The following is a 26,374-nucleotide window of genomic DNA, read 5'->3' on the forward strand; positions in this document are numbered from 1 at the left end:
GATGGCGGGCGCTAGAATGGCTGAATGGTAAGTATTTCAGACGTTTGAAGGCTATTTAACTGAAGCCATTTGGCGAGGAGCGATGCAGCATTATGGTGCAAGAATTGACCCACCCAGTTTGGGCCGCCAGCACTCCGGCGGAGATGGAGGCATTTTGGATGCCGTTTACGGCGAATCGCCAGTTTAAGGCGCGGCCCCGGCTATTTGTCGCAGCGAAGGACATGCACTATACGACCGTTGATGGGCGGCAAGTGCTGGATGGCACGGCAGGGCTATGGTGCGTCAATGCCGGACACTGCCGCGTCAAAATTGCCGAAGCCGTTAGCCGCCAGGTCAACACAATGGACTATGCTCCGGCATTTCAGATGGGGCATCCGGGCGCGTTTCAACTGGCAGATCGGCTGGCGAAGATGCTGCCAGGCGATCTCGACCATGTGTTTTTCGCGAACTCTGGCTCGGAGGCGGTGGAATCAGCGCTGAAGATTGCGATCGCCTATCATCGGGCCAAGGGTGATGGCACTCGCCAGCGGCTAATCGGGCGCGAGCGTGGCTATCACGGCGTTAATTTTGGCGGCATTTCCGTCGGCGGCATTCCTACGGTTCGCAAGTTCTTTGGCGGGCTGCTGACGGGCGTAGACCATCTGCCCCATACCCACAGCCTGGAACACAACGCCTTTAGCAAAGGACAACCCGAATGGGGCGCACACCTGGCCGATGACCTGGAGCGGATTGTGGCACTGCACGATGCGTCGAATATTGCGGCGGTGATTGTAGAGCCTGTGGCCGGTTCGACGGGCGTGCTGATTCCCCCCGTCGGCTACTTGCAGCGTCTGCGGGAAATTTGCGACAAGTATGGCATTTTGCTAATCTTCGACGAAGTGATTACGGGCTTTGGGCGGCTGGGTGCGCCTTTTGCAGCAGACTATTTTGGCGTGCTGCCCGACATGATCACCGTCGCCAAGGGCATTACCAACGGCACCGTGCCGATGGGCGCGGTTTTCGTCCGCAAGCATATCTACGATGCCTTTATGCACGGGCCCGAAAACGCCATCGAGCTATTCCACGGCTACACGTATTCCGGACATCCGGTGGCCTGCGCGGCGGCGCTGGCGACGCTGGACGTGTACGAAGAAGACGGCCTGTTCCAGCGGGCAAACGACCTGTCGGGCTATTGGCAGGAAGCGCTGCATTCGCTGAAGGGGCTGCCCCACGTCATCGACGTTCGCAATCTGGGTCTGGTAGGCGGCATCGAGCTAGAGTCGATTCCGGGCAAGCCGACCGCCCGCGCCTTTGATGTGTTTGTGCGGGCCTATGAGCAGGGTCTATTAATCCGCACCACGGGCGACATTATTGCCCTATCGCCGCCGCTGATGATCGAGAAGCACCATATTGACCAGATGGTGTCGATGCTGACTGACCTGCTGAAGGCAACGGCTTAGGGGCTGGTTTGAGTCTTGGTGAGGCGATCGCCCTGAGATCTCCCTCAATCCTTAAATCCCCCTTAAGTAAGAGAAAGTAAGAGAAGACTTCTGAGGCTTCTCTCCTCTTTAAGGCAGGAGTCCATCGGGTGGAGTGATTTCGAGGCGGCGACTGGGCAAATCGACCACGGGCACGATCGCCCTCACAAAGGGAATCAGCACGGTGGTCGTTTTACCCTGCGGCGCTAACAGTTTCACTTCTAGCAGATCATTGCCTGCGGCAATCAAATCTATAACCGTGCCCACCTGGGTTTGCGTGACCTGGTGCCAGACTTCCAGCCCGATCAGGTCGCGGACGTGGAACTCGTCTGGCGCTAGCGGGAGGCGATCGCCCGCTGGAACCAGCATTACCGCGCCGCGCAGGGCCTCTGCCTGAGTGCGATCGCCCACCTCAGCAAACTTCACCACGTACAAATTCTTGCCTGCCAGCAAGCGCCCTGCGACCAGCTTGACCGATCTGGGCGTGGCTTCTCCCGGCCCTTGCAGCCAGCGTGTCCCCGGTTCCAGAAACCGCTCCGGAAAGTCCGAATCGGGATAGACGCGCACCTCGCCCTTGAGACCCTGCGCCCCAACGATGCGCCCGACCTCCATCCACTCTGTGTCCAGGTCTTTCGCATCTGTAGATTGAGCGTTTGTGGATTTAGCGGATTCCGATGCCATGCGCCCAGTCCTCTAGAATCCCTTCTGAATAAAGCTCTGTCGAGCCTGGCGCTACCTCCAGACTGCCAACCGCGTTGGTCTGGTTGAGATAGTCTTGCCGCGAGGTAAGGCACTCTTGCATCAAGAAATTAATACTGGGAGGCACGTCGTCAACTCGTGTATAGACGACCAGTTCATGGGGCGGGCCAATTAGGAGCGATCGCACGTCGGGCTGCACCAGCACCTGATCCAAACGCTCAATCCTGTAAACGCCCAGAGAATCGGGTCTGCGGTCAATCGACGCAGTGACAATGGTTCCCAGCGCAAAAAACTGCACACAGAGGCGATCGTTCAGCGTTGCTATGCGGGCGCTGCGGTTTTCCGCCTGATACGCTCCCACCTGAAGCGGTAGATTGGCCCCCGCTGTGCCTATGCCGCCTAGCATAACCAGTGCCGCCGCCGATATCCCATATAAAATCCTCACGGTTCACTCCTGTTGCTTAAAAACGTTCAGCACTTAGGCACTTGCGATAGGTTTTCTGGGTTTTGGACGATTTCTCACGGGCGCAGCCCGTGAGAAATCGTCCAACTGCGTAAGTCCTAACGTTGATGGTTCGATGCTATGGATTTTAGTTTAGAGAGAAACAGCACCCGCGCTTTGTTGAAAAAATCGCCCTTTTTCAAAAAAAAGAGGGTGCAATGCACCCCCAGTCTTGCAATTACAGAGCATTCATTGCTGAACGCTCACCGAGACAGCCAAACCTTACGTCAAACCTATACAGCGGCGAAGAAATCCTTCGACTTCACAGGGTCAGGATTCATCGTGGCATCGCCGGGCTTCCAGTTGGCAGGGCACACTTCATCGGGGTGAGACTGCACATACTGGATGGCTTGCAGCACGCGGAGGGTTTCGTCCACGTTGCGGCCAAAGGCGAGGTTGTTGATGGTGGCGTGCTGAATGATGCCATCTTTGTCGATGATGAACAGACCGCGCAGTGCAACGCCTGCTTCAGGATCTAGCACATTGTAAGCAGCGCTCACTTCTTTCTTAATGTCTGCCACGAGGGGATAGTTCAGGTCGCCCACGCCGCCGCTCTTGCGGTCGGTCTGGATCCAGGCGAGGTGAGAGAACACGCTGTCTACCGATACGCCCAGGATTTCGGTGTTGATGGCTTTAAAATCGGCGTGGCGATCGCTAAAAGCGGTAATTTCCGTCGGGCAGACAAAGGTGAAGTCCAGAGGATAGAAGAACAGAACGACGTATTTGCCGCGATAGTCAGACAGCTTGATGGTCTTAAATTCTTGATCGACCACCGCTTCGGCAGTAAAGTCAGGTGCTGCTTGACCAACGCGAAGACATTCGGTGCTGTGAGTCATGAAACGTACTCTCCTTAGAACTTCCTAATGCGTCTATAGTTTCCTTAGATAATCTGGCGGGGAATGGTCGGCATTGCCTCGCCGCAGTTCCTAGATTGCGAACTGTTACGACTATATCATAGTCATAACGATTTTGAGTAGAGTTTGTCGCTAAGTTTTTAGCTCGGTTCCAAAACTTTAATCCCCTGCCCCTATTTCCTCAGACAGTCTTAATTCTTTGCCCCTTGAGCTTGTAGTAGACTGGCGGTTCACTGAGCCTTAGACCCCATATGGATTTTCTCGACACTCGCGAATGGCTCCTGACCAACGGCCTGGGCAGCTTTGCCAGCGGCACGGTTGCCGACGCGCACACCCGCACCTATCACGGCTGGCTGTTTGCAGCGGTGTCGCCGCCGGGCCAGCGGACGCTGCTGCTGTCGCGGGTGGAAGCCTATCTGGATGTTGCGGGCGAGGGCTACCCGCTGGGCACAAACTACTGGGGCAGTGGGTCGGTGTCGCCTGTAGGCTACAAGCTGCTGCAATCTTTTTCCATTGACCCTGTGCCGACGTGGGTGTGGGGTACGTCAAACTGGACGCTGACCCGCGAAATTTTGATGACGCACGGGCTGTTGCCCAATCCCGACGGCAAACCCGAACCCCGATTGCGACATCAGGTTTACATTCGCTATCGCTATGCCGGCCGGGAGCCTGTCTGGGTGAACCTGCGGCCGCTGGTGGGCGATCGCAACTTTCACCATCAACAGCACGCCAGTTCTGAACCCGCTTCCGACTTGAACTTCTCGCAACTGGTGGAACCCAACCGTGTGTCGATCCAGGCAACGCGGGGCAACTGGGTGGGCACGTCCTGGCAACTGAGTTGGAGCCAGGGCGACTATTATCCCGATGGCGCATGGTATTGGGACTATCGCTATCCCGAAGAGACGCGGCGCGGTCTGGGCGATCGCGAGGATTTGTACAGTCCGGGGCATCTGGCAATACTGCTCCATCCGGGGCAAAGCCTGGTGCTGGAGGCCCGCGTCCGCATCATAAACCCACTGCGTCCCTTCGTGCCGCCAAGTAACGAGACGTTTGAAACCGCGTTCCAGGCAGAGCAGGCGCGACTCAGACAGGTCTTTACGCCGATGCTGAAGACGACTGACCGGGGGCGATCGCCCGCCGTCACCTTTGCTGCACCCCATCTCAGCCCCACAGAATCCATGCTGGCAGCCCTGCTCCGCGCCAGCGACCAGTTCATCGCCTATCGCGCCTCTATTGGCGGCCCGACGGTGATTGCGGGCTATCACTGGTTTAGCGACTGGGGCCGCGACACGCTGATTGCGCTGCCAGGGCTATGTCTGACAACGCAGCGATTTGACCTGGCGCGGGGGCTGCTGGAATCCTTTGGCAAATACTGCCAGGGCGGTCTGATTCCCAATACCTTCCCTGACAACGGCGCACACCCAATTTACAACAGCATCGACGCGGCGCTGTGGTGGGTCGAGGTTTTGGGCCTCTACCTGGAAGCCAGCCAAGACTGGGACTTTTTGGTGCAGCAATATCCCGTCGTCCGGCAAATTCACAAGTCCTTCGCCACGGGTACGTCCTACAATATCCGCATCGACGCGATGGACGGGCTGGTGACCTGGGAGCATCCCGGTTTTGCGCTGACCTGGATGGATGCGGTGGTGAACGGCGAACCCGCCACGCCGCGCCAGGGCAAATGTGTGGAAATCAACGCGCTGTGGTATTCGGCGCTGTGCTGGGCGAAGCGCTGGGCCCACTGGCTGGCCGAACAAGGGGGCAACGGCGAGGAACCCGCCAACTATGCCAACCACGCCCGCCGCTATGGGCAGCAGGCCGAACAGGTGAAAGCGTCGCTGCAAAAGTTCTGGAACGGACGGATTGGCTACCTCTATGACCTGATTGACCCTGGCGACAGTCCCAATACGCAAATTCGCCCCAACGCGGTGATTGCCCTCTCGCTCACCCACTGCGGATTTTCTGACTTGCAAGGCAAAAAGGCGCTGGTCACCGCCCGCGATCGCCTCTTGACCCCCTATGGACTGCGATCGCTCGACCCCAGCGACCCCCAATACGTCGGCCGCTACATCGGCGACCCCGTGCATCGTGACCACGCCTATCATCAGGGCACCGTCTGGAGCTGGCTAATCGGGCCCTTCATTCGCGCCTGGCAGCGGTTTTATCCCAACGAGCCGCTGCCGTGGGATGCCCAGCCCTTGCTCGACCACTTTGCAAACCAGGCCTGCCTTGGCTCCATTTCCGAAATCTTTGACGGCGACCCGCCGCATGATCCGCAAGGGGCGATCGCCCAGGCCTGGTCAGTCGCAGAACTGGTGCGACATTGGAATGACCTGGGAGTGGGACGTTAGGGCTTCACTCCTCCTGCCTTCTCGACCCAACCTGCAAACGCTGGACGAGTACCCCAAAATCCAAAATCGAGATTAAGCCAACTTCAGCAACCCCTCCATCATCCGCCGCGCCTGGCCTTCATAGCCGCTGCCGAAGAGGTTGAAGTGATTCAGGATGTGATACAGGTTGTAGAGCGTCTTGCGCTGGGCGTAGCCCGGTTCCAGGGGAAAGGCTTCGTTGTAGGCGCGGTAGAAATCGTTGGGGAAGCTGCCGAAGAGTTCCGTCATGGCCAGATCGACTTCGCGATCGCCAAAGTAGGTCGCCGGGTCAAAAATCACGGGTTCCTCTAGCTGGGTGACGGCGGCATTGCCCGACCACAAATCGCCATGTACCAAGGAAGGCTGCGGATCATGCCCTTGCAGCAGTTTGGGAATTGCATCCAGCAGGCGATCGCCCTCCGGAATGTGACCCCCGCGCTTCTTTGCTAGATGAAGCTGGTAGCCAATGCGATGCTCTGCCCAAAAATCCACCCAGCTTGCGGTCCAGGGGTTGGGCTGGGGCGTAGAGCCGATGGTATTGTCCAGATCCCACCCAAAGCCGCGATCGCTCGTAACCCGGTGCATCGCCGCTAGGTTGCGCCCCATCTCCGCCCAACTGCGGTGCGTGCCATAGCCAAAATCCAGCCACTCTAGCACCAGATATGCCGAGCCATTTGCTGTGCCCCAACAGAGCGGCTGCGGCACGCGAATCGTCTGGGTGGCCGCCATCTGGCGCAGGCCCAAAGCTTCTGCCTCAAACATCGCCACGCGAGCTGCCTGGTTCAGCTTAACGAAATAGGCGTGGCGCTCATCTGTCAGCGCATAGCCCTGGTTGATGCTGCCGCCGCCAACGGGACGCTGCCGCAGGCTGCCCAATGGCGCTCCGGTAACTTGGCGGATATGGTCGGCGATCGCATTCCACATGCAGGAGGGGTCAGAAGTTGGGAATTAGGCTTCGGGCTTGAGGATGACCACGCTGTAGGCATCAGGGGAGAGGTATTGCTGAGCGGCGGCCCTCAGGTCTGCGGCTTCGACAGATTGAATGTGCGTGGGATAGAGCAGGGCCGGCTGCAAATCGCCCACGACAGAATGATAGTAGCCATACAGCCCAGCGCGATCGCCCGGTGTTTCGTTGCCAAAGATAAAGCGGTTGGCGACCAGCGTGCGGATGCGCTGAATCTCGAAGTCGGTGACGGGTTCGCTGTGTAGGCGGCGGATGTGTTGGGCGATCGCCGCTTCCACGTCGTCCAGATTCTCAGCGGGCAACTGGGCAGAAATGTAGAACACGCCCTGATGGGTGTAGGTCATGTTGCTGGCAGAAATGCCCGACACCAGCCGCCGATCTTCCCGCAGATCGCGCACTAGCCGCGAGGTTCGTCCCTGCGACAGCACCGATGCCAACACATCCAGCGCGTAGGTCTGGGGCAGGCTGTCCATCCCTGGCACGCGCCAGGTCATCACCAGTCGGGCTTGCTGGAGGGTGGGATCGGTCTGCTCATAGCGATGGATAGACTGAAACGGCGGCTCTGGCTCGGTGTGCAGCGGCTCTTGCAGGGTCGGGGGGGCGGGCTGGGCCCAATGCGCCTGGGTCTGCGCGAAGCCCTCCGCGACGATCTCCACCAATTGCTCAACGGGCAAATTGCCGACCGCCACGGCAGTCATGGATTGCGGCTGATACCAGGTCTGGTGAAAGTCGCGCATCTGCTGGGCTGTGAGCGCTTCAATCACAGAGGCAGGACCGAGAACCGGGCGGCGATAGGGCGATCGCCCAAAAGTCATCTCCATCGCCCGGTAGAACGTGCGTCGCTGGGGATTGTCGTTTGCCCGGCGAATTTCTTCCAAAATCACATGGCGCTCTCGCTCAAAGGCTTCATCGGGAATCGCGGCGTTCAGCACTACCTCGATCTGGTGCGGGGCTAGCGCTGCAAAATCCTGCGGAGCCGTGGTGATGTAGTAATGGGTGTAGTCCTGGCTGGTGGCGGCATTGGTGACTGCGCCGCGCTGTTCGATCAGCCGTTCAAATTCGCCACTCTGGAGGCGGGCCGTGCCCTTAAACACCATATGCTCCAGAAAATGCGCCATGCCGTTGATGGCATCTGTTTCAACCGCAGACCCCACCCCCAGCCATAGGCTCAGGTTCACAGCTTCTACAGGAATTTGTTCGGCAACAATGGTTAACCCATCCGGGAGTTGGTGAACCGTTGGCGCATTGAGACGAGGCGGTTTGCTCGCCTCTAGCACAGTCGGAATTGGAGTCATTGGGTAACAGACAAACAGTTCTTAATCTATCTTAATCGTCTGAACCATTGAAAACAGCATTGCCGCTCTAGTTTTCCTAGTTTCATCCTACCCATCCCCCTCTCAATTACGCTCAATCGCTGACCTCAATCCCTGAGCAGACTTCACTTTCCGGAGCGCTCCAGGGAATCCAGCAATTCGCGGGATTCGGACTTCGTGAAGCGAAACTCGCGGTTAGGGAAAGGCACATAGGGTAGCCTGTTGCTCTGCCCTTGTCTCAGTTTTCGCCTAGGTTTTCTCTGCGAGTCTGGATTACTTTCGCTTGACTTATTGAGAATTTATGTCAAAAATAGGGTGAATAAGTCGCGCCAATCTCTGGATTGGGTGTGACCCGTCTACCTAGGCGCATTGCTCGATTTCACAAGCCCCACGAAGAGTAAACAGCCTATGAGCCGATGTCTCTGCTGCAACACAAGCCTATTGCGCCATTTTCGTAGCTCAGGAGTGTATTGGTTCTGTCCAAGTTGCCGACAAGAAATGCCGAGCTTTGCCCCAGCAATTGAGAATCCTGCCCAAGGTGCGCGATCACCCTGCGCCATTAGGGTGTGAAACAGGTGCAAGCTCACTGAGTTAAGTTCCATAGCAGAACTGCTTGAACAGGCAGTTGCCCACTGAATCGTTTGCTCCAGCCCCGCCTATCGTTGACCCTAACCATGCTAAAGCTTAATCCGGCTACCAAGCGCTCATTCAAGCGTCGGGAGTCTCTCCCCGCATGTCCGCAGCACCTCTGGCTGATAGAAAGCGGTGCGGTGCGAGCCTATACGCTGATGGGAGACGGCACGATTGTCGGTTTGGGATTTTGGGGAGCAGGCAATCAGGTCTGACAGCATCTGACCTGCATTCAGCCCTATGAATTGGAGTGCCTGACTGAGGTGCAGGCTAGGGCGATCGCCCTGGATGACTGCGTGAACTTGCCCCAAACGCTGCTTTCCCATCTTCATCAAGCGCAAGAGCTAATTGGTATTCGCAGTGGACAAATTCATCTGAGGCTTCAGCGTTTGCTAGAGTGGCTCTCAAATCAATTTGGAGAAACACACGAGCAAGGGAAACTAATTAATCTGCGACTGACCCATCAAGACATAGCCGATGCACTGGGCACAACACGGGTGACAGTGACTCGCTTACTCAATCAGTTTGAGCAAGAGATGATAGCTTTACGTGAAAAATCAATCCCTAAAGCTGGGTAGAACCCCGATCGCCCGTCTAGAACGACCGGGTTCCCCAAAGTGCTGAAGTTAGGCGATCGCCCCTTCTTCTGCCGCAACTTGCGGTGTTTCTAGCGTCTCGGCGGGTTCCTCGACGGGCAAAATGACCAGATCTGCCTCGCTGATACCAGGCAGCGCCTTGCGGTCAAGCTGCATGGCTTCTAGATGCTGGTTGAACGTGGCGATCGCCTCGTTGTAGGTGGCGATGTGCTGCTCTAGGTCTGCCTTTTGGCGATCGAGCTGGCGAATTTTTTCCTCGGCTTCCTTTTCCAGCACGCGGGCCAGATAGGCGCGGGCCGCGTCGTATTGCTGGAGGATGTGGTCTGCCTGTTGCTGGGCGCTGGGCAGCAGGTGCGCGTTCAGCGTTTGGTTAATCGTCTGGCGGAAGGTGCGGGTGATAGTGTCCTTCACCTTTTGCTCAAAGTCGAGCTTGAGCAGTTGGCGAATGGCAGGTTCTGCCTCGATCATGGTCTGGTAGTCGTAGCCGCGACAGGCCTGTTGCAGCGTTTGCCGCAGTTGCCAGATCGAGCAGGTGCCCTCGGTGTAGAACTCCGGGCGTTCCCGCACATAGCGATCGCACTCCGTCCTGGCTTCGTTTTCCAGTGCCAAGGTCGCTTGGTCGCGCAGTCGGCGCAGGGCTTGCTCGATGCCGCCGTCGTTGCCCAGCAGTCGATACAAATCGCGGTAATAGTCCTGCTGGCGCACCCGGTCGATCAGCCGCTGAAAGAAGCGCCCCATCAGGTCTTGCGACGATTCCAGCAGCACCTCTTCTAGCCCGTTTGCCAGGTAATAGAACGCCTCTGCCAGAATGCCCGACAGCGGCACGACGGAATTGCGCTTGTGGCTGGCTTGCGCCTTCAAAGGCAGTGTTGAGGCTGCTAGCAACGGCTTCATTTACCGAGGCTTCGATATCCTGCTGAAAGGCTTCGCCAACGCGCTTCAGGTCGTGGCTCAGCTGGCGCAGTTCCATTGCCTTGATGCCCTCCAGGTCGCGGGGCTGGCTACCGATATGCTGCCATGCGTCCAGATAGGCTTTGCGGAGGGCGATGCAGAGGGGCTGCAAGTCGTCTGCCAGCGTGGCGAGGAGTTGGGGACGCTTCTCTTCGGTCAGATAGCGAGTGATGGCACTGCGAAAGGTTTCAATGCCGCTGTCATGAATCAGTTGGTCAATGAGCGATCGCCCCTGTTCGTTCAGGATTCGCACGTAGTTTTCATTGGGCGATTCATAGCTCCGCACGTCAATGCGAAAGCGGTCGGCAGGCAGTTTGCCAGAGTTCGCACAGTAGCGGTTGAATTCATTCACGAATTGCGGCGTGTCTTCAATCTCTCCGCTGATGCGAATGCTGTCGGCAAAGAGAGAATCCAACCCGTAGCGATCGCCCGCGCTCGTATTGCGAATCTGGCTGCCATAGAACCCCAAAAGGGCGCTGGTGCGATAGATTCGGTTGGTGTCCTGAAACTGCTCCTGCACCAGGCGATCGAGCCGCTGGCGAAGCTGCGTGTTATACCAGGTTTCGTCAATCCGGTTGAACACATAAAAGACGCGATCGCGCACGCCGGGATTACTGCGGGTCGTCTCCAGCAGTTCCGTTTCTTCGCTGGTCATGTCGCCCGCAGCAGCAGGCTTTAGCACGCACACCACGGCGGACGTATCGGGATTTTCGATCTTGCGGTAGGTCAGTTCCGCATCGCGCTTTACGGGCGCATCGATTCCCGGCGTGTCCACCAGCACGTTTCCGTCTTGCAGCAGCGGATGATGGCAGTAGTATTCAATCCGCTTGAGGACGGCGCTGTTGGCTCCCCGGCGGGCGTAGGCGGCGGCTTCCTGGAGCGTAGCAAACTGGAACTGCTCCATCGAATAGGTCTGGTTTTGCGTCGGGTGGATGCGATCGCCATTGGCGACAAACCCGTCCAGCAGGTAATTCAGCGCACTGGCCTGCTTAGCCCGTTCCGACTTGCTCTCGCCGCCCTCGGTGGCAATCACGTCGCGGCACAGCCCTTGCAGCAGGCTGACCACATCGGGCTGGCGAATGTCTGCCGGAGCCGTCACGCCTAGCCGCTGGCACAGCGCCGCCGCCTGTTCGCGGATTTCTGCCTCGCTCATGAAGGTCAGCACGACGCGCTCCTGGCCCGCTTCGGCATAGGCAATCCGACATTCCGTTCCGGTGGCATGACCTTCGGCGCTATAGAGCAATTCGCGCTCTAGCAGGGCGTTGATCAGCATGGATTTTCCGGCGCTGAAGGCTCCTGCAAAGACGATTTCAAACGTCGGGGCGATCGCCTTTGCCAGCGACGCTTCGGCCTGAGTCGTGTCGAGGTGCGATCGCAGCGCTGGCTCTTGGCGCAGCAATTCTATTAAACGAGTAACCGGGACTTGTAGCGATTGGCCCTGGGGTGAAGGAGCAGTCATAACTGTGACAATCCAGTAATTGGTACATAGGTGGATTCCAACGACAGGATTCCCATTTCGCAACGCTTCGCAACCCGATCAGTTCGGATTGCCACACTTCGGAAATCACGGTGTTTGCCAGAAAATCTTTAAATCTTTGAGTTGGCGGCAGGATTTTGCGCTCAGGGCAGGGCTTGACCGTTTTGTTCTGGGGCGATCGCCAGCAGGGTTTCAGCGGCCTGCTCTGCCCATTCATCGGGACTGGGATAGGTCGCAGCCTTTTCTGCACCGTAAACCACTTCCAGCGCGTGGGTGTGGACGGCTCCGGGCGAAAAGGTGACCGCTGCCATCCCAGCCGGCAATTCCAGGGCGATCGCCTGGGTCAGCCCCTCGATCGCCCACTTGCTGGCGCAATAGGCGGCGGCGTTGGCGGCTCCCTGTCGGCCCCAGCGGGCACTCAGATTCACAATAATGCCCCGCCGCTGCGCCACCATTGCCGGAAGAAACGCCCGCAGCACATTGGCAACTCCCTGCACGTTGACCGCCAGCGTCCGGTCAAACTCGGCAGCGGGCAAGTCCCAAAAAGCAGCCATCGGCGGCGTATAGCCCGCATTATTAATCAGCAAATCTGGTGCGCCCTGCTCTAAGACCGATTCCGCCCAAGTATTGACCTGATCAGGTCGGGTTACGTCCACGCTCTGAAACTGGTGGTTCTGAAGCTGATGCAGGGCTGCATATTGCTGCTGCAACTGGGCGATCGCCCCTCCATTCAGATCACAGCCACAGACCGTATGCCCCAGCGTGATGAACCGATGCGCGAGCGATCGCCCTAGCCCCTGCCCAACGCCTGTAATAGCAATTCGTTTTTGCATTCGCTCTTGCGTTTCCAGAGATAGGCTAAACCTGTACCGCTGCCATACACAAAAAAATCACGCAAAAGGCTCTAAAAATTGGATTACACGGTATAATCCTGTGCTGACTCTTGTTCTATCTGTCGTTCAACCCAGTCCCTCACTGCTTGGCGAAATGTCAGGCGACCAAGATTGCGATAGGCTTCAATCAGTTGGGGCAACTGGCGATCTCCATAGTTCGGTGAAAAACTCGCGATAAAACTCGCCGTAGCCCAAGTTCAGATATTTAATCTGGGGGGCGATCGCCTCATGCAGTCTAGGGAGGTCAGCCATGGGCAGGGCAGGCTTGTAGTGGTGTTCGACGTGCCAGCAGTTGCCATTGGTCAGCCAGTCGGCAAAGCGGCTCGGTAAGATCGTGCGCGTGTTGACCATCATATCTGTGGTATCTCGCTGACAGCCCCAGTGTTCCGGCAGTTCGATCAGCGCATGAACGGGGCCAGCAAACAGCAGCGGCACGAGCCAGAGATGAACGAACACAGGAGTTTGCAGAACGGCCGTTATTAGCCCCATGCCGAATAGCAGCAGCGCCATGACTCGATAGCCACGCATCACGTTGGCGATCGCCCAGCGGAGTGCTGTTGTGCCTGCCGGGCCCATGCTGGCCCGAATCGCAGTTTCATTGCCCAATAAAGAACCCAGCAAGCCGCGGACTACCGTGCGGTAGTGACTCAGCATAGACAGGTGCAGCAAAAAGCTCAGCGGTGCGCTCAGCTTACCAAAGTCATAGGAGAAGGATTCTTCGTCTTCGGGCGTGCCCACGGCCCGGTGGTGATAGCTGTGAGTGATGCTGTAGCGGGTAAACTCCACTCCCATAGGTAGCCCCAGCAGGAAGCCGATCGCCCCGCCCCAGTGTCGCCCAAAGTGCTTCTGGTGAATCATTTCATGAGAAAGCTCGACCCCGTGGGCAAACATCACGCCCAGCACGAACTGGAACGGCAGCTTGAACGGAAATGGGAACAGGAGGATGCAGGGGATAGTGACAGCGGCGATCGCTCCATAAATCGCCAGCTTTTTCAGAAAGCTTGCAGTAGAAACAGATAGGGTCACGATACGCACTCCATCGGACGGGAAGATTCAGAAGGAATCCAGAATTGAAAAGCCGAGTCGTATCGACGGTGAATATGATAGTGAATGCTTAATAAAACTTAATCTTAATTTTAGAATTAGCCAAAGCGCTTCCGATGATATCTAGAAAACATTCAGCGAGAATTTTTTAGGATTTTTTAGAACACTGAGGCAGCATGTTGAGAGGAGCCAAGTTTTCACGCAAAATAAACCTGACAAATCAGAACACTTGTCAAGCTAGAGAAGGTAATTAGGGTAGATAAATGCAGGTGGGAATGAGCAGCGATCGCACGCTAGAAGTCGAGAAATCTTCACGGGCGATCGCTGCTTAAACTTCCTAAACGCTACACGGGCTGAACGACAGAACCATACCGTTCCAGATCAGGCTGTAACCTCTGAAAATTCTTCGTCAGGCGGCCCTGATGCGTTACCATAGCCCGCAGTAGGGCCGGGGGAAGCGCATCTACCCAGTTGGCTCCACTCAGCTTCGCAGCAACCAGCGGCGGAATCCAATCGCGCAGCATTGCGCTAAAGGCAACAGACGCATCATGAGGCAGACCAGCCGACAGGTTGTCTACCGCCATCACGGTTATACCGCTTTCAGGAAATGGCTCCAGCACTGCCCGCGAGATCGGATCATAGCCAAACACCGGGTTGTATAAATCACCCGATTGCACCGTACAGGCGACGCTGCCCGCAGGCGGATCGCAGCTCAGATCCCCGACAACTTGCAGGCGATGATTACCCCGTCGCCATGCGGCTTGAAATGCATCGTGGGGCAAGATGCGCGGATATTGCGGGGCCCAAAAAACGCAGTTCAGCAAGATGGATACATAAGGTAATAAATCGGGGATGCGGCTGCTGTAGCGCTCAGGGAAGGTTGCATACTCGGCACTGTCGAAAAGACCGTCCCCATTGCGGAGCGTGTCGGACTTTTGCAGGGGGCACTGAAACAGCCCTGTGCGACCAGAGGCAAACAGCGCGGGCAACGCCTCTGCCGAAACTGTTTGGGGCGACAGCAGTTGCAAAATCTCCATCGCGCCCTGGCCGACGTTGCCCAATCCGGCGATCGCCACCACCAGCGGATAGTCCGTCACGCCCAGCAGCGCCGGATCTTGCTGGAGGCGATCGCCCAGAATTCGTAGATGCGCCTTCGCTTCAGACAGGTTTACGTACTCATACACAGGCTTCAGGTCTGCAAACACGCAGGGCTTGCCCAACGCCACACAGCGCTGTCCAAAGGCTCGCAGCGTCTCAAACATCCCCGTTTGTCCAGCCGATCGCCCAAAAAACACCGTCCGCCGCCCTTCTTCATCGGTGATGCATTCATAGTCGATCAGCGTCATGCGGCGATCGAGCAGTTGTTGCAGCAGGGGCATATTGTCGGGCTGTCCCTTGATTACATGGGCAAACACCAGGTACGTTTTGCCATCCAGCAGTTGCTCTGGGTATAGCTCTTTGACGCAGCAAATCATATCTGCTTCGGATAAGTCTTCTTGAAGGATGGCTCCCGCCGCCACAAATTCAGCATCAGAGAACGTCCGCAGTCGCGCTGGCTGCACAATAAACCGAACGCGATCGCCCAATTGCCCTTTCAAACGGCTTATGTCAGTCGGAACTAGTGGAACTCTAGCCTCAAACTTGCGATCTTCATTCTCTCGACGAATGCCAATTGTTACGTAGCTTGGATCAGTCATGACACCTTTTGAATCAGTTCATTACACAGAATTTTGCACATCTCAGTGCAGAATTAGACCTGCGAAGAGTTCAACAGAGTCGAGTCAAAAATCAACTCGGCGGTTTCAAACCTAGAGACTTAAAACTGAATCAATCGCTGATGCTGGAAGAAGTCCTCGTAGCGACTGCGGGCCCGGATTAGCTCCAAGCGATCGCCCCAAATGGCGACCTCTGCGGGGGCAGGGTGTAGCGCAAAGTTGGTTAGCGAGTGATTGAAGCCGTAAGCCCCGCAGTTGCGGATGACCAGGCGATCGCCAATTTCCAAATCCACAGGCAGTAGCGCATCGCGCACCACCACATCGATAGGCGTTGGCAACTGACCCGCAATCGTGGTGGGCATTGTGTCGGATGACTCTTTTCCCAGGACGCGCAGAAACTTGCTGGCGTTTTGCATCGCGGGGGTGCGGTAGAGATGGTGAACACCGCCGTTGAGAATCGCAAACCGTTTGCCCTGCGATTCCTTAATGTCCAGCACCTCTGTCAAATACATCCCTGCCTCACAAACGAGATAGCGCCCCATTTCCAAAATGAAATGAAACGGCTCGTGGCTAAACAGGGCTTGCAGGGCCGCCCCAAACGCAGGCACATCAAACGCGGCATCGACCGAGTTGTAGGGCACACCAATACCGCCGCCAAAGTCGATAATGTTAATGTCAAAGCCCTGCGATCGCAGTCGGTGGGCGATCGCCACAGTGTTTTGCCACGCATCAATCAGTTGCCGATAATCCAGCACGTTGCTTTCGGTGAACACATGAATTCCCTGAAGCCGTACATGACTGAGCGACTGAATCTGCAACAGTTCGTCTGCTGCCTGCGCCTCATCTACGCCAAACTTACTCGCGCCCTGCCCATTCATAGCAATGGGTTTTAGCGTGTCGCCATTGTGACTGCTATTCGTTTCAGAGATTGCTTCGGAAACTGCTTTGAAATTCTCGTCAGCATGTACAACGCGATTCGTCTTCGCGTCGATCGCACAGCCAGAATCACAGCTATTCAGCGTGCGAAACTGGGGGTTAATTCGCAGCAGGATGGGCTGCTGTTTTCCCCGCTCCGCCGCTATCTGGTTCAGCCGTCGCGCTTCATTGGCCGACTCTACGACAATCAGCCCAATATGGTAATTGAGGGCCTCCGCCAGTTCATCATTGGTTTTTCCAGGGCCCGTGAAGACCGTTTCCTCAGCAGGATAGCCCGACTTCAGAGCGGCGATGAATTCACCCAGAGAGCTAACCTCTGCGGCTGCGCCCCGCCGCGCCAGCAGGTGCGAGAGGGTAAGATTGCTATTTGCCTTGAGTGCGTAGTGCAGGCGAAAGTTCTGAGGGAGGCTGTGGTTGAGATCCGCAAATCGGGATTCAATCAGCGCCAAGTCGTATAGATAAAGCGGCGCTCCAAACTGGGTGACGGCCTGAGACAGCAAGGCTGCACTTGGCGGCGCGGGGGCAAGGGGCAGGGTCAATCCGGGCATCGATCGTCCTCAAGCGGTAGGAAGCCTTCTAGAGCTTTCTATGGGGCATTCAGAAAGCGAATCGTCGTGAATGGTCGCAGCGACCTAACCGGATTTATGGAAAGGAAAATTCTTAACTATTTCTTAAGATTTGTAAACTCGTCCTTATTATGAACTGTTTGCAGGGTTCTGTCTAGGGGCAGCAGCCTTTCGCGATGGAGTGATCGATCAAGGTAATCTGCCAAAAATCCCTTTTGACGCCCACAGATAACCCTTCTTTTATCACTGTGGACAAAGAAAATCTAGAGTGACAATTTTCTGTAGAACACTCCTCCTATGCACACGCTGTAGCAGCACGAGAAACCGCTGGTTCTCGCGGTTCATCAATGCTCTCAATCTTGCTGCAATACGGCATGGCACACCCAGCAATACACCTCCCGCCGGTTGCCATACTCGTCATCCTTGCCCTCCCACACCAGTTCCGTCCGTAGCGTCGAGAGCGGGTGCGGGTTGTGGGGGCAGTGGGTGGGCTGCTGAGACATAGAAAGCACAGAGGAGCGAACATCTGCCCACAATTATAGTCATTGCCTGAAATGCAGCCAAATCAGGCGTTTTGCCGGATGGAATAGGTGTGATGGGTAGGGTGATAGAGGCGATTGTCCTGGTGGACACGCTGAGGCAAACATCCTGATAGATGGGCCAAAGGCAGATGCGCCAAAGGCGATTGTCCTCGCGGACACGCCAAAGATGACCGCGAGGATTTCTAACTTTGGATGAATGGCTTAAAGCGCCGCCCCAACCCAGGGCTAAAGCGGGATCACAAGCAAATCAGACATCGCTAGAGCGGCTTGCTTAACAGAGCGATATCAACCGAGCGATCGCAGACCCTTGCTACAGCAGGCTGCTGAGGCGATCGCAGGTGCGCTGGTTTTCTTCAGGCGTGCCAACTGTGATTCGCAGCCCACCGCAGGTCTTGCGAACCAGCGTCCCGGCAGCTTTCAGGCTTTGAAATAAGTTCTCTAGCGTTTCAGCCGCCGGATCATTTTGGAGCCGCAGGAACAGGAAGTTGGCGGCGCTCGGCCAGACGGTGATTCCTGGTAGCGTGGCAAGGAATTGGAAGAGGCGATCGCGCTCTGACAGCAGCGTAGGGATAGCGGCCAGCAGCACATCCTGGTGGGCCAGCGCTAGCTCAGCGGCGCGTTGCGAGAGGCTGGGCAGGTTATAGGGCAGGCGAATTTTCTCTAGCGTGGCGGCGAGTTCGGGATGGGCGATCGCATAGCCAACGCGATGCGATGCCAGTCGAAACGCCTTAGAAAAGGTTCGCAAAATCACCCAGTTGGGATGCTGGGGCAGTTCCGCCAGCACGGTTTGCTGACTGAATTCAAAATAGGCTTCGTCAATCACCACCAAAATGTGGGGGGGCAGACTCCGCAGCCAGTCCATCTCGGCAGGGGTGAGCGCATTGCCCGTGGGCGAGTTGGGATGCACCATAAACACGACGCGGATGGCGGGCTGTCCGGCGGCAGGCGTGGCGATCGCATGGCTGGCCGCAGCGAGGTCGGTTTCAAAGGTTTGCGCGTTTCGACCGACTCGCACCACGGGAACGCCCAGCGTGTTGGCCGTGATGGCATACATGGAAAACGTGGGGTCGGCCACCAGCACCGAGCCTTCTGCCCGCAGGCAGGTGGCAATCAGCAGCGACCGGATGAGTTCGTCAGACCCATTGCTGACGGAAATATGGGCCGAGGTGACCCAGCTTGCGGTGGATTGAGCAGACTGGTGCGCGGACTGGTTGGCATATTGGGCGATCGCCCCTTTCAGCGCCGCATGACCTCCGTCGGGATAGCGGTTTGCCTCCAGTTCATGCTGATAGGCCCAGGCCAGTTTTTGCTTCAGGTCGTCTGGCAAATCGTAGGGGCTTTCGTTGGTATCCAACCGATCGACCCGCGCAGGCTGCGTCGGGGAGCCATGCACCGCCGCCTCTGCACCGCCGGGATGGGGCGTATAGGACACCAACTGAGCCAAATCGGATCGCAAAAAGGGAAGCATAAACCCGCCTACCGCTGCAAGCACACAGCCTAAAACCACCTCTCATAGCATACGATTTTCGAGCAGTGGTCTGTTGCCGTTCGGCTTGATGCAGAGCGATGGACGGTCGCTCGGCAGCGCTGAACCCGAAAAGCCCCTACTCATAAAGATCTTAGGGATTAGCGGCGATCGCCCCTCGATGCATCGGCGCGATGGTGTAGGCTGAAGAAAGCGGTCTGAGCGTCTCTAAGCGGTTTCGTAAAGAGGTTTTGTACCCGCGTTTCAATCGGATACTGGCCGCCTGATCATGGCCGCGCTCGATCGAGTTGAATCTGAATTTCTTTTAGTTTTCTTTTAGTTTTCTTTTAGTCGAAGTTAAAGGTTATGGACGATAGCTTGCTGCCCGTTGTCTATCTCAGTGTGCTGGTGGCGCTGCTGGCGATCGCGGGTATCTTCCTGTTTCGCCAGGTGCTCAGAACGCGCAAGGTCGAAACTGCCCTGACGCGCCTGCAAAACAAGCTCACCAAGGGCCCTGGCACAGCGCAGGAATACTATGAACTGGGCAGCATTTATCTGGATAAGAAGCTTTACTCGCAGGCGATCGCCCAGTTCCAAAAAGCGCTCAAGTCCAAAGACCTGACAGAACCCGAAAACGCTGCCTTGGTCTACAACGCGCTGGGCTATGCCTACGCCGCTCAGGAGCAATATGACCTGGCCATTCGCCAATACAAAGAGGCTCTAGAAAAGCAGCCCAAGTATGTGACTGCCCTGAATAACCTGGGCTTTGCCTACGAGAAAAAGCAGTTGGTCACGCAGGCGATCGAGGCCTATGAGCAAGCGCTGGCCATTGACCCGAAAAACGGCACTGCCAAGCGGCGCACCGAGTCCCTCAAGCGGCGCGTCGCCACGCCTGCCTAGTCTGTGCTGACCGAACTTGGTTCCGTTTCGTGCTGAACAAAAAACCGGGGCACTCCGCCATTATGCGTAGAGATCCCCGGTTGGCTTTTTTATGTTCCGTAGTTACACGGTTGTGCCGCTAGGGCCACTCCAGAAGGTTCTGGAGCCAGGTTTGCCTAGTCGTTGTCCCACTCCTCATGGCCAAGTAGATCGCCGATGCGATCGCGCAACAGAAAGTCACATTTTTCAAGCTCGCACTCAACGCAGGCCCACTCGCGGGCAGGAATATATTTGCAGAGGACGTAGATGGGCTGCTGACGGCTGACAATCCCTTTTTGAACCAGTTGACGGGCTTCGTCTTGAAGGAGATCCATAGAGTATTGAACGGTTTGGAGCATGATTTCGACCTCTGCGCTAGAACTATCGAAACGTCGTGAGTGCTTCAAGCATGACTGACCTACGTAGGAACACTCAACGAAACACTCTGTATCAAAAGTTAGCGTTTATTTACAGTCAGTGTTACCTTTTGTATTTCAGTATACTGAACCATATCTATTCTCACGCCAGTTCCCCGGTAATGAGATTAAAAAATGTTAAAAAGTCACGAAACCATAACATTTTGGTGATACGAACTTACTAAATTCAAGACTGATTTTGAAAGATCAGCCGTTGTGCGGATAGGCTGATCGCTAGCCGAATTGCCGCTTTCATGCTGCTGGCATCGGCAATGCCCCGACCCGCGATGTCGAAGGCTGTACCGTGGTCGGGCGAGGTCCGCACAAAGGGCAGCCCGATTGTGGTGTTGACGGCGCAATCAAACGCCATCAGCTTGACGGGAATTAGCCCCTGATCGTGATACAGCGCCAGGTAAGCGTCATGGGTCTGCACCGGACGCGACGAGCCAAACCACGCCTGCCCTGGCCGCACCCAGAGCGTGTCTGGCGGAATGGGGCCGTCTAGTGTCAGGTGGGGATGCTGCTGCCGCATTTGATGAATCCAGGGGGTCAGCCACTCCAATTCTTCGCGCCCGAGATGGCCCTGCTCGCCGCTGTGGGGGTTCAGTCCGGCGATCGCCACTCGCGGCTGCAAAATTCCAAAATCGTCCCGCAGGCTGTCAATCAGCAGCCCCAGCTTGCGCGTCATCAGATCGGGCGAGAGCGCATCGGGCACCTGCCGCAGGGGAATGTGCGTCGTTGCCAGCAGCGCCCGCAGCATCCAGCCTGTGTGGGGCGATCGCCCGACAAACATCATGCCAAACCGCGTTGCTCCCGCCTGCTCTGCCAGCAGCTCCGTTTGCCCCGGATAGACGTGACCCGCCGCTTTCCAGGCAGACTTGGCAATGGGCGCAGTGACAATGCCGTCAAACTCACCTGCTAACGTGTGGGCGATCGCCGTTTGCAAAAACCGAAAACTGGCCTCGCCGCTGGCAGCACTTTCCGCTCCGGGCGCAATTTGGGACATCAGCGCCGAGTCGAGCGGCACCTCCAGCAGGTCGAGCGTAGAGAGGTCGGGGAGGTGGGAACATCCTGCCTGCACAAGGCGATCGCACGCCTGCTCCAGCAAAGCGCGGCTGCCGACCAGCGTGATTTTGCTGGGCTGTTCTGGTGGCTCGGTTGTCAAGTCCATCAGTGCCTTCAGGACGACTTCTAAACCAATTCCCGCCGGATCTCCCAGGGCGATCGCCACTCTTGGCTGCACCATTTTCTTCTCCTGATAAACGCTACAAATCCTGCCCCAAACGGCAACCGTTGTTCCAAAAACCGACGAAAACCCAAAACCAATCCACCAAACGGGCTGCAAACTGCCTTAAAATGCATGTTGCAAGCCTTGGCACACTTGCCCAAAACTGAACCCTGATCCAGGCAGCTCTATTTATGCAGCATTTCGCTCAAGGTCGTTGCGGGCAAGTTGCTGCCAAGCCAGAGGCTCCCAGACCCACTCAATCGCACTTAATTAAGGAGATACCGAAAACATGAGCGGTGAAATGCTGAATGCAACCTTTCTGTCCTTTACCCTAATTTTGGTGGGGCTGGCTTTAGGCTTTGCGCTGCTTAAGCTCCAGGGCGGCGAAGAGTAATTTAGAGTAATTTCAGGTTGGCTGGCCTGGTTCGTTTGAAGATTGCGCGGTTTCCGTCGATTAGTCACGAAACACCGCCCACGAGAAACCAGGCCAGGCAGCCCTACCCAACCTTTCCCAAAACCCAAAATCGCAAACCCAAAATCGCAAATCTAAAATCCAGCGCCTTAGCTATCCTCCGGCTCGTCCAGATGCTCTGCCACTTCACGGTATAGATTGAGGACGTGGCTATCCTTCAGGTAATAGAACACATTGCGCCCCTGCTTGCGGTAGCTGACCAGTCGGAGCGATCGGAGCGATCGCAACTGATGAGACACCGCCGACTCGCTCATCTTGACCACCGCTGCCAAGTCGCAGACGCATAGCTCCTGCTGCGCCAGCGCCGACACAATCCGCAGCCGATTGGCATCTCCCAGCAGCGCAAAAAATTCTGCCATCCGCTGCGCCTTTTCGACGCTTAGCAGCCCCCGCTGCGCCTGCCGCACATGCTCCAGATCGACCGGATGCTCCGTCGCGCAACTGGGGCTATTTTCAGGAAAAGACTCGCTCACCGCTGCTCGGATCGGAGAGGAATTCCTCTGGGACACTGCTTTGGGCATAGGTCTGAGGTCTGGGCTTTGATAAAGATTTGACAAACTGCAAGCCGCTTTGCCGCCTGCAAGACACAGGTGAATCTCTCTCTAGCCTAGCAATTTGCTCGCTATTCAGCGCGTCTCGCAAAAAAACGGATTCTCTAGCGGGCCGAAATATTAGAGAATGAAAGGTGTATCTTATAAAAAGTTAACGATTTCGGACGAAGTCTATAATGACGTTACTCGTGGTCGGTGCAACAGGCACCCTGGGCAGACAGGTCGTTCGTCGCGCATTGGATGAAGGTTATCCAGTGCGCTGTCTGGTGCGAAGCTTCCGCAGAGCTTCGTTTCTCAGGGAATGGGGCGCAGAACTGGTGCTGGGAGATTTGTGCGAACCGGAGACATTGCCCCCTGCCTTTGACGGGGTAACGGCGGTCATTGACGCGGCAACGGCTCGTGCGACGGATTCCCTCAGCGTGCGCCAGGTCGATTGGGAAGGGCAGGTGGCACTGATTCAGGCGGCCAAGCCGGCCGGAGTCGAGCGCTTTATCTTCTTCTCTATCCTAGATGCCGAGAAATATCCCGACGTGCCGCTGATGGAAATCAAGCACTGCACCGAGCAGTTTTTGGCAGAGTCGGGGCTGAACTATACGGTTCTGCGGACGGCTGGCTTTATGCAGGGGCTAATCGGGCAGTATGCCATTCCCATTCTGGAAAAGCAGGCCGTCTGGGTGACGGGGGAGACCTCGCCGATCGCCTACATCGACACGCAGGATTTAGCCAAGTTTGCGGTGCAGGCGCTGAAGGTGCCGGAAACCGCTAACCGCACTTTCCCAGTCGTGGGGTCGCGGGCTTGGGGCGCGTATGAGATTATCCGCCTGTGTGAGCGTTTGTCGGGGCAGGAATCCAAGGTGTCTCGGATGCCGCTGGAACTGCTGCGGGCCGCCCGCAAGATTGCCCGCTTCTTTCAGTGGGGCTGGAACCAGGCCGATCGCCTCGCCTTTACTGAAGTGCTGGCAACGGGCAAACCGCTGACCGCGCCGATGGAAGAAACCTATCAAGTCTTTGGCATTGACCCGAAGGAACTGACGACCCTGGAAGGCTATATGCAGGAATACTTCAGCTTGATTATGAAAAAGCTGAAGGAGGCAGAATACGAGAAGGAAAAGGCGAAAGAAAAGGCGATGAAGCGCAAAATGAAGCGATCGCCCTTCAAAAAAGTCGAAGAACCCAAGCCCTAGTGAGGGTTTAGAAGGCATCACTTTGCAGCACCCGCGCAGAAGGGGGGTTGGGAATCAGCTTCCTAACCCTTTTCGGGGTTTCCGCCCCAAAAGTTATCTGGTGTTATCTCAATTTTCCTTAGGGCACTCCGAATGAACTTGCCGGAAGCCCCACAGACGCTCGACGGGCCATCAAAAATCCAAAATCCAAAATTCGAAACCAAAAATCTCAAAGAAAGCCGAGGGCCATGCCTAACAGCAGCACAAAGCCAACCCAGACATTTTGCCGGAAGATTTGACCGAAAAGAGCGGGGTTTGGGGCAGCGGTGCGGGTGTGGCGGAGGCGGAGGTATTGCCAGACCCAGAGGGCGATCGCCCCTAGTAGCGCCATCCAATAGACCCAGCCTAGCGCCATTAAGCTACCGAGCTTTCCAAGCAGCACCGCCGTCGCTGTGAAACATGCGCCCACCGCCTGCGCCGCATATCGCCCAAAGAAAATCGCGCTGGAGTTGACCCCGACTCGCAAATCATCTTCCCGGTCGGCCATGGCATAAACCGTGTCAAACCCCAGCGTCCACAGCACCGTCGCGCCCCACAGCAGCCAGGTTTCTGGCTCCAATGTGCCTGTTACCGCGCTCCAGCTAATCAGCACGGCAAAGCCCCAGGCCAGCGACAGCACCAACTGCGGCACCGGAAACACCCGCTTTGCCAGCGGATATAGCACGATCACCGGAACCGCCGCCACGCAGAGCCAAAAGCTGAGCGGGTTTAGATACAGCGACAATCCGTAGGCGCAGAGCATCGACACCAGCGCCACCGCAATGCCCGTCCGCACCGACAGCGCTCGCGAGGCCAGGGGCCGGGTTTTGGTGCGCTGCACCTGTGGATCAATGTTGCGATCCCACAGGTCATTAATGACGCAGCCTGCCGCGCTGGTGGCCAGCGTCCCCAGCACGATCACCCCAATTAAAATCGGCGGCGGATTGCCCCGCGCCGCCAACACCACCGCCCACAGTGCCGGAATCATCAAAATCAGCCGTCCAGCAGGTTTGTCCCAACGCAAGAGGCGTACCACCTTCAGCCAAGTGGGTTGGGGTTGGGGCGAGGGATGAGTCACCATAGGTTGAGTTGCCAAGAGCGTTGGGGAATGAATGCATTTATCCTTAGCCTACAGGGTCGCAGGCGATGGCGGAAAGATGAAGAAATGAGGAAGTCGAGAATCCAGTCTGGAACCAGATTCGCCCCCACTCAGTTTCTAGATATTCAGTTTCTAGAATAGAGATAACGACAAATTCATCAAGTTATCGGAGCGCTATGACTGACGTTCGCAATCCTTCCTTCCCAGATGCTACGAGTTCGTCAGCCAGCGCACCCTATTTCGTGATTTACGACGGCAACTGCAATCTCTGCGTCAATCTGGTGAAACTGCTGGAATCGCTGGATCGCGGCCAGATGTTTCGATATGCGCCAATGCAGGATGAACCGACGCTGGCGCAGTTTGGTATTACTCCACGGGATTGCGAACTGGGGATGATTTTGCTGCGGGCGGATGCGCCGGAGGTACGCTGGCAGGGCAGCGACGCGGCGGAAGAAATTGGGCGACTGCTGCCGCTGGGCAACGGATTTATCGCGGCCTATCGGGCGCTGCCAGGGGTGAAGTGGGCGGGCGATCGCCTCTATGAACAAGTCCGCGACAACCGCTATGCCCTGTTTGGCAAGCGCGATCGCCTGTATCAGTCTGCCTATCCGATTTGCGGGCTGGGCGACTGCAACTTGCAGCCAGATCTACCCCAGCCAGACACCGCCGGCAGCTCGAACTAGCCATCCAAAATTGCCAATCTAAAATCTAGAATGGCCCAAGCCGTTCGTTAGAATAGCGCCATCTCCTTCGATGCTTCGAGAGTGCCGCTTCAAGAGTGCCCTAGAGAGTAGCCAATGGTGTTGCAACATCCTCAACAGCCTGCCCGCTCTGTGCCGATGCCGCCGCTAGAAAGTGGCGATCGCCTCACCCGCGCCGAGTTTGAGCGCCGCTATCAGGCAACCCCAGAGCATTTCAAAGCAGAACTGATCGAAGGAGTCGTTTACGTGGCATCTCCAGTCCGAACGTTTCATGGCAACCCGCATTTCAATCTCATCACTTGGCTAGGGGTCTATAGCGTAGCAACGCCGGGTGTCAGCGGCTCAGACAATACGACCACTCGGCTGGACATGGACAACGAACCCCAGCCGGATGCGCTGCTGCGAATTGAGGTGGGCGGAACCTCCACGATTAGCGATGACGGCTATATCGAAGGCGCACCGGAACTCATCGCAGAAATTGCCACCAGCAGCGCCGCGATTGACCTGGGCGCCAAGCAAAATGCCTATCGCCGCAACGGGGTGCAAGAATATCTGGTTTGGCAAACCTTCGAGAACCGGCTCAGTTGGTTTTGCTTGCAGGCAGAGGAGTATGTCCTGCTGGAGCCGGATGCAGACGGCATTATTCGCAGCAGCGTGTTTCCAGGGCTGTGGCTGGCGGTGTCCGCGCTGCTGGAGGGGCGGATGATCGAGGTGCTGAATGTGCTACAGGCAGGGCTGGCTGATCCGGTGCATCAGGCCTTTGTGGAGGAACTGGAGGGGCGATCGCCCAAAAATCGTGCAACCTAGAAAAGCG

Annotated in this window: 24 protein-coding genes and 1 pseudogene; 9 read left to right on the forward strand and 16 right to left on the reverse strand. The window is 56.6% G+C overall.

Going from position 1 to position 26,374, the window contains the following annotated elements; genetic code table 11:
- Window positions 1-92: 92 nt before the first annotated feature.
- Window positions 93-1,439 (forward strand): aspartate aminotransferase family protein, encoded by a 1,347-nt coding sequence (locus tag IGS16_RS18730; RefSeq protein ID WP_297088047.1) that lies wholly within the window; start codon window positions 93-95, stop codon window positions 1,437-1,439.
- Between the two features lie 108 nt (window positions 1,440-1,547).
- On the opposite strand, the gene rimM is transcribed toward IGS16_RS18730, so the two are convergent.
- The 3 genes from rimM to IGS16_RS18745 form a co-directional block, all read right to left on the reverse strand.
- On the reverse strand, window positions 1,548-2,069 hold the full coding sequence (rimM, locus tag IGS16_RS18735; RefSeq protein ID WP_367185825.1) for a ribosome maturation factor RimM: 522 nt from the start codon (window positions 2,067-2,069) through the stop codon (window positions 1,548-1,550).
- A 49-nt stretch (window positions 2,070-2,118) separates the two neighbouring features.
- Window positions 2,119-2,601 carry a hypothetical protein gene (locus IGS16_RS18740; RefSeq protein ID WP_297088051.1) on the reverse strand — a complete coding sequence of 161 codons (483 nt, stop codon included), beginning with the start codon at window positions 2,599-2,601 and terminating at the stop codon, window positions 2,119-2,121.
- A 290-nt stretch (window positions 2,602-2,891) separates the two neighbouring features.
- Entirely contained in the window at window positions 2,892-3,494 is a 603-nt protein-coding gene (locus tag IGS16_RS18745) for a peroxiredoxin (RefSeq protein ID WP_172355573.1), read from the reverse strand.
- Between the two features lie 269 nt (window positions 3,495-3,763).
- Here IGS16_RS18745 and IGS16_RS18750 point away from each other — a divergent pair, with 269 nt between their 5' ends.
- Window positions 3,764-5,863 (forward strand): amylo-alpha-1,6-glucosidase, encoded by a 2,100-nt coding sequence (locus IGS16_RS18750; protein WP_297088053.1) that lies wholly within the window; start codon window positions 3,764-3,766, stop codon window positions 5,861-5,863.
- A 72-nt stretch (window positions 5,864-5,935) separates the two neighbouring features.
- Here IGS16_RS18750 and IGS16_RS18755 read toward each other — a convergent pair whose 3' ends face one another.
- Both IGS16_RS18755 and IGS16_RS18760 read right to left on the reverse strand, forming a co-directional pair.
- Entirely contained in the window at window positions 5,936-6,805 is an 870-nt protein-coding gene (locus IGS16_RS18755; RefSeq protein ID WP_297088055.1) for a fructosamine kinase family protein, read from the reverse strand.
- A 24-nt stretch (window positions 6,806-6,829) separates the two neighbouring features.
- Window positions 6,830-8,140 carry a pitrilysin family protein gene (locus tag IGS16_RS18760; RefSeq protein WP_297088057.1) on the reverse strand — a complete coding sequence of 437 codons (1,311 nt, stop codon included), beginning with the start codon at window positions 8,138-8,140 and terminating at the stop codon, window positions 6,830-6,832.
- A gap of 692 nt (window positions 8,141-8,832) precedes the next feature.
- Between IGS16_RS18760 and IGS16_RS18765 the strand changes: the two genes are divergently transcribed.
- Both IGS16_RS18765 and IGS16_RS18770 read left to right on the forward strand, forming a co-directional pair.
- Window positions 8,833-9,003 (forward strand): hypothetical protein, encoded by a 171-nt coding sequence (locus tag IGS16_RS18765; protein ID WP_297088059.1) that lies wholly within the window; start codon window positions 8,833-8,835, stop codon window positions 9,001-9,003.
- Between the two features lie 81 nt (window positions 9,004-9,084).
- Window positions 9,085-9,366 (forward strand): Crp/Fnr family transcriptional regulator, encoded by a 282-nt coding sequence (locus IGS16_RS18770; protein WP_297088061.1) that lies wholly within the window; start codon window positions 9,085-9,087, stop codon window positions 9,364-9,366.
- Between the two features lie 48 nt (window positions 9,367-9,414).
- On the opposite strand, the pseudogene IGS16_RS18780 reads toward IGS16_RS18770, so the two are convergent.
- The 7 genes and pseudogenes from IGS16_RS18780 to IGS16_RS18810 all read right to left on the reverse strand — a co-directional run bounded on the left by IGS16_RS18780 (window position 9,415) and on the right by IGS16_RS18810 (window position 18,976).
- A pseudogene (locus tag IGS16_RS18780) lies at window positions 9,415-11,794 on the reverse strand (dynamin family protein).
- Window positions 11,795-11,955: 161 nt separating this feature from the next.
- On the reverse strand, window positions 11,956-12,645 hold the full coding sequence (locus IGS16_RS18785) for an SDR family oxidoreductase (RefSeq protein ID WP_297088067.1): 690 nt from the start codon (window positions 12,643-12,645) through the stop codon (window positions 11,956-11,958).
- Window positions 12,646-12,828: 183 nt separating this feature from the next.
- Entirely contained in the window at window positions 12,829-13,731 is a 903-nt protein-coding gene (locus IGS16_RS18790) for a fatty acid desaturase (RefSeq protein ID WP_297088068.1), read from the reverse strand.
- A 362-nt stretch (window positions 13,732-14,093) separates the two neighbouring features.
- On the reverse strand, window positions 14,094-15,446 hold the full coding sequence (locus IGS16_RS18795) for a hypothetical protein (RefSeq protein WP_297088070.1): 1,353 nt from the start codon (window positions 15,444-15,446) through the stop codon (window positions 14,094-14,096).
- Window positions 15,447-15,565: 119 nt separating this feature from the next.
- Window positions 15,566-16,948 carry a hypothetical protein gene (locus IGS16_RS18800; RefSeq protein ID WP_297088072.1) on the reverse strand — a complete coding sequence of 461 codons (1,383 nt, stop codon included), beginning with the start codon at window positions 16,946-16,948 and terminating at the stop codon, window positions 15,566-15,568.
- Window positions 16,949-17,319: 371 nt separating this feature from the next.
- Entirely contained in the window at window positions 17,320-17,469 is a 150-nt protein-coding gene (locus IGS16_RS18805) for a hypothetical protein (RefSeq protein ID WP_297088074.1), read from the reverse strand.
- A gap of 349 nt (window positions 17,470-17,818) precedes the next feature.
- Entirely contained in the window at window positions 17,819-18,976 is a 1,158-nt protein-coding gene (locus IGS16_RS18810) for a histidinol-phosphate transaminase (protein WP_297088076.1), read from the reverse strand.
- A 363-nt stretch (window positions 18,977-19,339) separates the two neighbouring features.
- Here IGS16_RS18810 and IGS16_RS18815 point away from each other — a divergent pair, with 363 nt between their 5' ends.
- Window positions 19,340-19,873, forward strand: coding sequence for a tetratricopeptide repeat protein (locus tag IGS16_RS18815; RefSeq protein ID WP_068507054.1), 534 nt, complete (start codon window positions 19,340-19,342; stop codon window positions 19,871-19,873).
- Between the two features lie 155 nt (window positions 19,874-20,028).
- Here IGS16_RS18815 and IGS16_RS18820 read toward each other — a convergent pair whose 3' ends face one another.
- Window positions 20,029-20,250: a DUF4327 family protein gene (locus IGS16_RS18820; RefSeq protein WP_084781909.1), complete on the reverse strand. Its 222-nt coding sequence runs from the start codon at window positions 20,248-20,250 to the stop codon at window positions 20,029-20,031.
- A 244-nt stretch (window positions 20,251-20,494) separates the two neighbouring features.
- The gene (gene pdxA / locus IGS16_RS18825) at window positions 20,495-21,553 is read right to left on the reverse strand and encodes a 4-hydroxythreonine-4-phosphate dehydrogenase PdxA (protein ID WP_297088078.1); all 1,059 of its coding nucleotides are present in this window, start codon (window positions 21,551-21,553) and stop codon (window positions 20,495-20,497) included.
- 271 nt (window positions 21,554-21,824) lie between these two features.
- Here pdxA and IGS16_RS18830 point away from each other — a divergent pair, with 271 nt between their 5' ends.
- A complete protein-coding gene (locus tag IGS16_RS18830) occupies window positions 21,825-21,929 on the forward strand; it encodes a PetM family cytochrome b6-f complex subunit 7 (protein ID WP_068507045.1) in 105 nt (34 codons plus the stop codon).
- A 167-nt stretch (window positions 21,930-22,096) separates the two neighbouring features.
- Here IGS16_RS18830 and IGS16_RS18835 read toward each other — a convergent pair whose 3' ends face one another.
- Window positions 22,097-22,480 (reverse strand): helix-turn-helix transcriptional regulator, encoded by a 384-nt coding sequence (locus IGS16_RS18835; RefSeq protein ID WP_297088080.1) that lies wholly within the window; start codon window positions 22,478-22,480, stop codon window positions 22,097-22,099.
- 254 nt (window positions 22,481-22,734) lie between these two features.
- Here IGS16_RS18835 and IGS16_RS18840 point away from each other — a divergent pair, with 254 nt between their 5' ends.
- Window positions 22,735-23,742, forward strand: coding sequence for an SDR family oxidoreductase (locus tag IGS16_RS18840; RefSeq protein ID WP_297088082.1), 1,008 nt, complete (start codon window positions 22,735-22,737; stop codon window positions 23,740-23,742).
- Between the two features lie 208 nt (window positions 23,743-23,950).
- Here the strand turns inward: IGS16_RS18840 and IGS16_RS18845 are convergent, their stop codons facing one another.
- Complete coding sequence (locus tag IGS16_RS18845) at window positions 23,951-24,841, reverse strand: 4-hydroxybenzoate solanesyltransferase (RefSeq protein ID WP_297088084.1); 891 nt, start codon at window positions 24,839-24,841, stop codon at window positions 23,951-23,953.
- A gap of 194 nt (window positions 24,842-25,035) precedes the next feature.
- Between IGS16_RS18845 and IGS16_RS18850 the strand changes: the two genes are divergently transcribed.
- The gene (locus tag IGS16_RS18850; RefSeq protein ID WP_297088087.1) at window positions 25,036-25,542 is read left to right on the forward strand and encodes a thiol-disulfide oxidoreductase DCC family protein; all 507 of its coding nucleotides are present in this window, start codon (window positions 25,036-25,038) and stop codon (window positions 25,540-25,542) included.
- 114 nt (window positions 25,543-25,656) lie between these two features.
- Window positions 25,657-26,367: a Uma2 family endonuclease gene (locus tag IGS16_RS18855; protein ID WP_297088089.1), complete on the forward strand. Its 711-nt coding sequence runs from the start codon at window positions 25,657-25,659 to the stop codon at window positions 26,365-26,367.
- Window positions 26,368-26,374 lie beyond the last annotated feature (7 nt).

This window comes from Thermoleptolyngbya sp. C42_A2020_037 (assembly GCF_015272455.1).
GTDB lineage: Bacteria > Cyanobacteriota > Cyanobacteriia > Elainellales > Elainellaceae > Thermoleptolyngbya.

Excerpts from the sequence above, each read along its gene's own strand:
- IGS16_RS18730 (WP_297088047.1), top strand. The coding sequence starts at position 93 with ATGGTGCAAGAATTGACCCACCCAGTTTGGGCCGCCAGCACTCCGGCG.
- rimM (WP_367185825.1), bottom strand. The coding sequence starts at position 2,069 with ATGGAGGTCGGGCGCATCGTTGGGGCGCAGGGTCTCAAGGGCGAGGTG.
- IGS16_RS18745 (WP_172355573.1), bottom strand. The coding sequence starts at position 3,494 with ATGACTCACAGCACCGAATGTCTTCGCGTTGGTCAAGCAGCACCTGAC.
- IGS16_RS18750 (WP_297088053.1), top strand. The coding sequence starts at position 3,764 with ATGGATTTTCTCGACACTCGCGAATGGCTCCTGACCAACGGCCTGGGC.
- IGS16_RS18755 (WP_297088055.1), bottom strand. The coding sequence starts at position 6,805 with ATGTGGAATGCGATCGCCGACCATATCCGCCAAGTTACCGGAGCGCCA.
- IGS16_RS18760 (WP_297088057.1), bottom strand. The coding sequence starts at position 8,140 with ATGACTCCAATTCCGACTGTGCTAGAGGCGAGCAAACCGCCTCGTCTC.
- IGS16_RS18765 (WP_297088059.1), top strand. The coding sequence starts at position 8,833 with ATGCTAAAGCTTAATCCGGCTACCAAGCGCTCATTCAAGCGTCGGGAG.
- IGS16_RS18785 (WP_297088067.1), bottom strand. The coding sequence starts at position 12,645 with ATGCAAAAACGAATTGCTATTACAGGCGTTGGGCAGGGGCTAGGGCGA.
- IGS16_RS18795 (WP_297088070.1), bottom strand. The coding sequence starts at position 15,446 with ATGACTGATCCAAGCTACGTAACAATTGGCATTCGTCGAGAGAATGAA.
- IGS16_RS18800 (WP_297088072.1), bottom strand. The coding sequence starts at position 16,948 with ATGCCCGGATTGACCCTGCCCCTTGCCCCCGCGCCGCCAAGTGCAGCC.
- IGS16_RS18805 (WP_297088074.1), bottom strand. The coding sequence starts at position 17,469 with ATGTCTCAGCAGCCCACCCACTGCCCCCACAACCCGCACCCGCTCTCG.
- IGS16_RS18810 (WP_297088076.1), bottom strand. The coding sequence starts at position 18,976 with ATGCTTCCCTTTTTGCGATCCGATTTGGCTCAGTTGGTGTCCTATACG.
- IGS16_RS18815 (WP_068507054.1), top strand. The coding sequence starts at position 19,340 with ATGGACGATAGCTTGCTGCCCGTTGTCTATCTCAGTGTGCTGGTGGCG.
- IGS16_RS18820 (WP_084781909.1), bottom strand. The coding sequence starts at position 20,250 with ATGCTCCAAACCGTTCAATACTCTATGGATCTCCTTCAAGACGAAGCC.
- pdxA (WP_297088078.1), bottom strand. The coding sequence starts at position 21,553 with ATGGTGCAGCCAAGAGTGGCGATCGCCCTGGGAGATCCGGCGGGAATT.
- IGS16_RS18830 (WP_068507045.1), top strand. The coding sequence starts at position 21,825 with ATGAGCGGTGAAATGCTGAATGCAACCTTTCTGTCCTTTACCCTAATT.
- IGS16_RS18840 (WP_297088082.1), top strand. The coding sequence starts at position 22,735 with ATGACGTTACTCGTGGTCGGTGCAACAGGCACCCTGGGCAGACAGGTC.
- IGS16_RS18845 (WP_297088084.1), bottom strand. The coding sequence starts at position 24,841 with ATGGTGACTCATCCCTCGCCCCAACCCCAACCCACTTGGCTGAAGGTG.
- IGS16_RS18850 (WP_297088087.1), top strand. The coding sequence starts at position 25,036 with ATGACTGACGTTCGCAATCCTTCCTTCCCAGATGCTACGAGTTCGTCA.
- IGS16_RS18855 (WP_297088089.1), top strand. The coding sequence starts at position 25,657 with ATGGTGTTGCAACATCCTCAACAGCCTGCCCGCTCTGTGCCGATGCCG.